This is a genomic window from Candidatus Paceibacterota bacterium (assembly GCA_041663045.1).
Lineage (GTDB): Bacteria > Patescibacteriota > Minisyncoccia > Phycocordibacterales > GWA1-40-21 > Bog-1340.
The window spans coordinates 421,877-428,695 of sequence record JBAZRH010000001.1 but is presented as its reverse complement, the minus strand read 5'-3'; the positions used below and the strand labels follow the sequence as shown (position 1 = coordinate 428,695).

The window sequence follows — 6,819 nt, the reverse complement described above, 5'->3', positions numbered from 1 at the left end:
GCGCAAATTAAAAATTGTGAAGAAAACTTTTTTGCGGGGTGGCGAGGTTTCCGAGCGACGGCGGGGCTGGCTTCCTTATTGGGGGTTTTGCTCAAAAAATGTTCGAACATCAATCAAAAAACACCGCAACGACCCGCGAGAAGCACACTGCTGTGCTTTGAGTGGGTTGTCGTTTCGGATATACGGTGGAATTCGAACGCCGGAGCCGTGTTTTTTCAGCAGAAAAAACCGCGAGGCGGTGCCCAGCCCGAACCGAGCGACGGCGAGGTGAGAGGTGAGGGAGAAATTTCCACCGTCTCCGCCAGATTTCCAAATTCGAATTATGAAATATATAGCGCTTTTAAGAGGAATAAACACCGGCAAAAATAGACGAATTGATATGAAAAAACTTAAAGCCCTTTTTGAGTCATTGGGTTACGTGAATGTTTTAACCTATATTAATTCTGGAAATGTAACTTTTGAAACAGAAAGTAAACAACAAGATATTTGCAAGAAAATAGAATTAAATATTAAAAAAGAATTTAGTTTTGACGTTCCAACCCTCATTAAAACAGAGAACGAGATGATAAAGATTGCTGATGCAATACCCGAAAACTGGCAAAATGATTCATCTCAGCGATCCGATGTGGCCTACTTGTTTTCGGAGATCGATTCGAAAAACATCATCGATCAATTACCTATAAAAAAAGAATTCATTGATATTCGTTATATAAAAGGTGCAGTCTACTGGAACGTTGATAGGAAAAATTATAACAAAAGTCATTTGAATAAAATAATAGGTCACAAACTTTATCAGTTTATGACAGTGAGAAATGTTAATACCGCCAGATATTTGGCTAACAAAGACGTAAAATAATTACTATAATTTTCATGAAATGGATTTATTTACCAGTAGTTGGAGATTAGCAAATAAAGAAGTAGAGAATGATATGCGAGATAAAAAAGTAAATATAGAACCAGAATGGAAAGCAGTGCTTGGGGATTATTTTGAGTCCAATGAATTTAAAAGTTTGGCGGATTTTGTCAGAAAAGAATATGAGACGAAAGCTGTCTTTCCGAAACCGCAGGATATATTTCGGGCTTTTTGGCTTACTCCATTTTCAGAAGTTAAGGTTGTGATACTCGGGCAAGATCCATATCACGATGTCGGGCAAGCACACGGGCTTTGTTTCTCTGTTCCAGACGGAGAGAATCCTCCACCATCTCTTAAAAATATTTATAAGGAAATCGAAAGCGATACCGGTATCAAAAGAGATTTCACAAAAGGTAATCTTGAAAACTGGGCGAAACAGGGCGTGTTTCTCTTAAATGCGATTCTGACAGTAGTGGCACATACACCAGCATCTCACAAAGAAAAAGGTTGGGAAGATTTCACAGATACTGTCATAAAGAAGATTTCAGATGAAAAAGAGAATATCGTATTCATATTGTGGGGAAACTATGCTCGCGGAAAGAAAAGCTTGATAGATAATGAGAAGCATTTAGTCTTGGAATCTCCGCATCCCTCGCCATTTTCCGCTTATTCTGGATTTTTCGGTTGTAAACATTTTTCAAAGTGTAATGAATATTTGAAAGAACACGGAAAGGGGGAGGTGGAGTGGTAGTACGTAAAAACACAGGCGGGCGCGCGAAGCGCGCCCGCCTGTGTTTTTTTTAATGAGCTATCGCGAAGCCGATGACCTTTCTAGCGCCCGCCTTTCTTAGAGTTTTTGAAACCTCGTTCATTGTCGTACTGGTTGTGATTACATCGTCTATTATTATCACACATCTATTTTTTACTTTATCTGTGTCAGCAGAAAAACACCCTTTCAAGTTTTTCAAACGTAATGCGCGATTCTTTAGCTTTGACTGATGAGGAGTCTCTCTTATCTTCTTAAGTGCTTTTGTTTCGATTTCGAAATTTATCCCATTGTCTATTTGTGCTAGCTCTCGAACAATCAATTCACATTGATTGAATCCACGTTCGCGAAGGCTATTTCTACTCACTGGTATTGGTATTAGTAGGGGATTACGGAAATTTTCAAAGGCCATTTTATCGCTAATCTCTTCCAGCATGAATTCATAAAGTATTTTTGTAAATTTCTTGAGGATCTCTCTATTCCCCCTATATTTTATCTCCCAGATCGCTTGTCTAACGGTTTTATTTTTATATTGAAATACGGCTTTAAATTGTTCATCTTTTATCTCATTAGCTCCGGGTAGATTATTAGCTTCATCGATATCCATCTTTTCTATCTTTTCTACAAACTTCTCTTTTGGTAGTATCAGGGACAAAACCTTATCAAGTACTTCTTTTAATTTCTTCATTTTGATATATTTTTCCGCTTTATGATATAATAGTCAGTGAAAATAAGGAATATGAATAATCCATTCACCAATTTGTTTAGTTCGTTTTTCGCGCCGAAAGAAGTAAGTGTACTTGGTATAGACTTAGGTCCGTCATCTGTTAAAGTAGTTCAATTAAAAAAGAAAGGTGGGAAGGCAGTACTTGAAACATACGGGGAACTTTCCCTTGGCACTTATGCAGGTACAGACACCGGCAGATCAACCGTTCTTGGCACAGACAAGCTAGCTCTTGCTGTGAAAGATCTTTTGAAAGAATCAAACACTACCACTTTAAATAGCGGTATGTCCATTCCTATAGGTTCTAGTTTAATAACTTTTATAAAACTCCCGACAACAGATGAAAGACAGCTCGCTGAAATGGTGCCAATGGAAGCTAGAAAATATATTCCAGTTCCAATTTCTGAAGTCAGTGTTGACTATTGGCCGATACCGAAAGATGAAACGACCATCTCAGAGTTTCAAAATGGTCAAAAAGTAGAGGCAAGCAAAGAGACAGAAGTACTTCTTGTTGTTATACACAATGACGCTATAAATAAAAATAATGATATACAAAAACTCGTTGGGCTCAATAACACTTTTTCTGAAATAGAGATATTTAGTTGTATGAGGGCAATGCTGGAGACATCAATTGCTCCACAAATGATAGTAGATTTTGGTTCAAATTCAACGAAGGCTTTTGTGGTTGAAAAAGGAATACTTAGAACATCCCATATTATAAATCGTGGAGCACAAGATATCACGCTGGCGATTTCGAAGTCCCTCGGCATATCTTTTGAGGAGGCAGAGAAAATAAAGAGGATGCAAGGAATAGTTTCAGAAGCGGGGAGTGACAAAAATATTTTAGAGGTTTCTTCTGTTACTCTTGATTTTATACTTTCTGAAATTAGTCGAGTTTTGACGAACTATTATAGGAAAAATGGCAAGAAAGTCAGTAAAGTTACTCTTACTGGAGGGGGTGCTTTACTTAAAGGGCTTAGAGAAAAAGCACAATTATCTTTTGAAACACCAGTTGAACTTGCCAATCCATTTTCTAAGGTAGAATATCCGGCATTTTTGGAGGAAGTTTTGAAAGACGCGGGGCCGGAGTTTGCTGTTGCTATAGGTTTGGCCATCAGAAAGTTACAAGAAATATAATCCACAGTTTCTACTTGGTGTCTTGTTTTTAATTTTAGTGTATAATATACAAGGAATGGAAACTAAGTTTCAAACATCTTTTATACCGAAAAAACCGATTGTTGAAGAACATCAGCTAGCTCCTAGAGTGAGTTTGTTTTTACTCGTGTCTATTATTGTTTTTCTTGTAGCTGTTGGCCTTGCTGGCTGGATATTTCTAGAAAAGAAAGTACTTATTCAGAAAATCGACACAGACAAGCAAACAATTGAAGCAAATAAAAGCAGTTTTGAAACCGGTACTATAGAAAGCATGATCAGACTTGATTCAAGGATTAAGGTTGCCAATCTTCTTATGTCTAAACATATTTCTATGAGTCCGATCTTTTCTTTTTTCGAAGATAGAACCCTCAAAAATGTTAGATTTAGGAGTTTCAAGATTTCTTTAACAGGCGGAGCTTCTGGGGGAGATAGTTTGGCTAAAGTAGATATGAATGGTCAAGCTAGAGATTTCAAAACCGTTGCTTCACAAGCAGATGAGTTTGGTAAAATAGAATACAGAGAGATTATCAAAGCACCAGTGTTTGCTGATTTAAATCTCACTCAAGATGGCAGTGTATCTTTTTCTTTCGTCACACTGATTGTTCCAGACTTTATTTCCTATGCAAAATCAGTAAACCTTGTAAATAAATAATATGAATTTTATATTGCCATTAATTTTAATACTTTCTTCCATAGGGATATTTTTCGGTTATGTAGATCCTGGATATAAAGGCAGTGGAAGTATTGTCGAATCAGACATCTCCACTTATGGTATCAAACAACTTCAGAATGAATATACAAAATACGAGACCACTTTAACTAATTCCACAAAAGTCGTCCAAAATAGGAAATCTTTAACAGATAAGAATAATAAAATCACCGAATCAGATAAAACCAAGTTGATTAAGATGGTTCCAGACAACATAGATAATGTAAAGCTTGTCCTCGAGATTAGTAGTGTGGCAGAAGCTAGAAATCTTTCACTCAAGAACATTTCTATTGGGAGTAGTGCAAAAACACTAGATTCTATCGGACCAGATAGCACACCATACGGTACCCTTGCTCTCAAATTCTCTGTAAATGCTACCTATGATAACTTCTTAAACTTAATGAAAGATTTAGAACAAAATCTTAGGATTATAGATATAACTGATATCTCCTTTACGTCCACAGATACAGGTTTTTATGATTTTAGCGTATCGTTAAACACATATTGGTTGAAATAAATAATATGAGTAGAAATAAAATAATTATAATAGTAGTAGTCATAGTCCTGGGTATATTAGCCTACATGTATCTTACTAAGAATCAAGATACTACAGGCACATCTTTGGTTGCAGAAAAGAAAACTGCAGATTTTGCGGATGCAAAGAATATTTTGACACTATTAAACAGAATGAATCAAATCAAATTGGATGACTCTATATTTAACAGTGCAGTATTCCAGAGTTTAAAAGACACCACTGTCACTTTAGTGAGTCAACCAACAGGTAGGAACAATCCTTTTGCTCCTCTTGGTACAGATGGTACAAAGACTCAATCCTCGACAAATACAAAAACATTTATACCGGCTAGATAATCATAATATATGAGCATATTAGAGCTTTTGGTTCGTAAAAATATAATAAACAAAAGCGATATTTCCAAGATAGAAAAGCAGGCTAATTCATCGGGAAAGACTATTGATAAAGTTTTAGATGAGATGGGAATATCGTCAGACTCAATCCTTGATGCTAAGGGTGAGTATTTTAATGTTCCAACTCGAAATCTTGAGAATTACTCGGTTCCTTTTTCAGTTTTGAAGTATATTTCAGAGGATGCAGCCGCACATTATAGATTTGTACCCATTTCCTTAAAAGAAGGTGTCCTTGAGGTTGGAATAGTTGATCCAGAGAGTATTGAAGCAAGAGACGCCTTGAACTTTATTGCTGGTAAACTAAATATACCTTACAAAATCTTCCTTATTTCAGAAAAAGATTTTGAGAAGACACTAGAGAGCTATAAAGGGCTTTCTGGAGAAGTAACAAAGGCACTTACAGAACTTGAATCTGAGCTTTCTTCAGATCTTGAAGATATCGAACTTACAAAAGGGGATGGTAGTCCAGCAAATGGCACGATAGAAACAAGAATTATAGAAGACGCACCCGTTACCAAGATAGTTGCAACGATTTTAAGATATGCGACAGAAGGTAATGCTTCAGATGTACACATTGAACATATGAGGGACAAAATCAGAGTTAGATTTAGGGTAGACGGAGTTTTAAATACAAGTCTGGTTTTGCCAGTAGAGGTTCATCAGGCGGTTGTCGCTAGAATTAAGATTCTTGCAAACATGAAACTTGATGAAAAGAGAAAACCACAAGACGGCCGCTTTTCTGCAAAGATAGATGGTAGAAAAATAGACTTTAGAGTTTCTACTTTTCCTGCATATTATGGGGAGAAGGTTGTGATGAGAATTCTTGATCAAGAAAAAGGAGTAAGATCTTTGGAAGATATGGGTCTTTCTCCAAGATATATAAAGATGGTACGCGAAGCGATGAAGAAATCATACGGAATGATCTTGATCTCTGGTCCAACAGGTTCTGGTAAGACAACCACTCTTTACGCTATGCTCAATGAAATAAATAAAGACGAGAAAAACGTTTTAAGTTTGGAAGATCCTATCGAGTACAACATTGAAGGAATGAGTCAGTCACAGGTATTTCCGGAGATAGGTTATACTTTTGCTTCTGGTCTGAGGACGACTTTGCGTCAGGACCCAGACGTTATTATGGTGGGAGAGATTAGAGATAAAGAGACAGCCCAACTTGCTGTGCAAGCTGCACTTACTGGCCACTTAGTGCTTTCAACGATACACACGAATAACGCTGCTGGTGTGGTGCCTAGACTTATAGATATGGGAGTTGATCCGTATCTTATTCCACCGACTCTAATTCTTATTATGGCCCAAAGACTTGTGAGGAAGATCTGTCCAGGCACAGGAAAACCGTTGCCAATAGATGGAAGTATAAAGGCTATGATAGACAAACAGTTTGAAGATTTACCGAAGGAATATAGAGATGAGATACCTAAAGCCAATGAAGTTTTAGCTCTTGAACCTAGTCCGACATGTCCAAATGGTACGAGAGGTAGAATTGCTGTTTATGAAATGTTCAATATGGACAAAGATATAGAACAGGTAATTTTGAAAGATCCAGTTGAATCAGAGGTCTTTAAGGTAGCTAGAAAGAAAGGTATGATAACGATAAAAGAAGATGCTATTATTAAAGCTATGCAGAAGACAATACCATTTGAATCAATTAATGATCTGTAATTCCGTTT

Annotated in this window: 9 protein-coding genes; 8 read left to right on the top strand and 1 reads right to left on the bottom strand. The window is 36.9% G+C overall.

All coding sequences use genetic code 11. The features are described from left to right. The 3 genes from WC631_02225 to WC631_02215 form a co-directional block, all read left to right on the top strand. A partial coding sequence (locus WC631_02225; GenBank protein ID MFA6227266.1) for a hypothetical protein occupies positions 1-369 on the top strand: 369 nt, incomplete at its 5' end. Further along, positions 323-856, top strand: coding sequence for a DUF1697 domain-containing protein (locus WC631_02220; GenBank protein ID MFA6227265.1), 534 nt, complete (start codon positions 323-325; stop codon positions 854-856). The genes WC631_02225 and WC631_02220, both read left to right, overlap by 47 nt. Before the next feature lie 73 nt (positions 857-929). Then, positions 930-1,604, top strand: coding sequence for a uracil-DNA glycosylase (locus WC631_02215; protein MFA6227264.1), 675 nt, complete (start codon positions 930-932; stop codon positions 1,602-1,604). Positions 1,605-1,653: 49 nt separating this feature from the next. On the opposite strand, the gene WC631_02210 is transcribed toward WC631_02215, so the two are convergent. Continuing rightward, complete coding sequence (locus WC631_02210) at positions 1,654-2,307, bottom strand: phosphoribosyltransferase family protein (GenBank protein MFA6227263.1); 654 nt, start codon at positions 2,305-2,307, stop codon at positions 1,654-1,656. Positions 2,308-2,358: 51 nt separating this feature from the next. Here WC631_02210 and pilM point away from each other — a divergent pair, with 51 nt between their 5' ends. The 5 genes from pilM to WC631_02185 are packed head-to-tail and all read left to right on the top strand — an operon-like array spanning position 2,359 to position 6,811. After that, positions 2,359-3,480, top strand: a complete 1,122-nt coding sequence (gene pilM / locus WC631_02205; GenBank protein ID MFA6227262.1) for a type IV pilus assembly protein PilM — start codon at positions 2,359-2,361, stop codon at positions 3,478-3,480. 55 nt (positions 3,481-3,535) lie between these two features. Further along, entirely contained in the window at positions 3,536-4,150 is a 615-nt protein-coding gene (locus WC631_02200; GenBank protein ID MFA6227261.1) for a hypothetical protein, read from the top strand. A 1-nt stretch (position 4,151) separates the two neighbouring features. Then, positions 4,152-4,724 (top strand): type 4a pilus biogenesis protein PilO, encoded by a 573-nt coding sequence (gene pilO / locus WC631_02195; protein MFA6227260.1) that lies wholly within the window; start codon positions 4,152-4,154, stop codon positions 4,722-4,724. Positions 4,725-4,729: 5 nt separating this feature from the next. Next, positions 4,730-5,077 (top strand): hypothetical protein, encoded by a 348-nt coding sequence (locus WC631_02190; GenBank protein MFA6227259.1) that lies wholly within the window; start codon positions 4,730-4,732, stop codon positions 5,075-5,077. A gap of 9 nt (positions 5,078-5,086) precedes the next feature. Beyond that, a complete protein-coding gene (locus tag WC631_02185; protein MFA6227258.1) occupies positions 5,087-6,811 on the top strand; it encodes a GspE/PulE family protein in 1,725 nt (574 codons plus the stop codon). Positions 6,812-6,819 lie beyond the last annotated feature (8 nt).

What these genes read in the sequence shown, in the direction of transcription:
- WC631_02220 (MFA6227265.1), top strand. Translation starts at nt 323, where the DNA reads ATGAAATATATAGCGCTTTTAAGAGGAATAAACACCGGCAAAAATAGA.
- WC631_02215 (MFA6227264.1), top strand. Translation starts at nt 930, where the DNA reads ATGCGAGATAAAAAAGTAAATATAGAACCAGAATGGAAAGCAGTGCTT.
- WC631_02210 (MFA6227263.1), bottom strand. Translation starts at nt 2,307, where the DNA reads ATGAAGAAATTAAAAGAAGTACTTGATAAGGTTTTGTCCCTGATACTA.
- pilM (MFA6227262.1), top strand. Translation starts at nt 2,359, where the DNA reads ATGAATAATCCATTCACCAATTTGTTTAGTTCGTTTTTCGCGCCGAAA.
- WC631_02200 (MFA6227261.1), top strand. Translation starts at nt 3,536, where the DNA reads ATGGAAACTAAGTTTCAAACATCTTTTATACCGAAAAAACCGATTGTT.
- pilO (MFA6227260.1), top strand. Translation starts at nt 4,152, where the DNA reads ATGAATTTTATATTGCCATTAATTTTAATACTTTCTTCCATAGGGATA.
- WC631_02190 (MFA6227259.1), top strand. Translation starts at nt 4,730, where the DNA reads ATGAGTAGAAATAAAATAATTATAATAGTAGTAGTCATAGTCCTGGGT.
- WC631_02185 (MFA6227258.1), top strand. Translation starts at nt 5,087, where the DNA reads ATGAGCATATTAGAGCTTTTGGTTCGTAAAAATATAATAAACAAAAGC.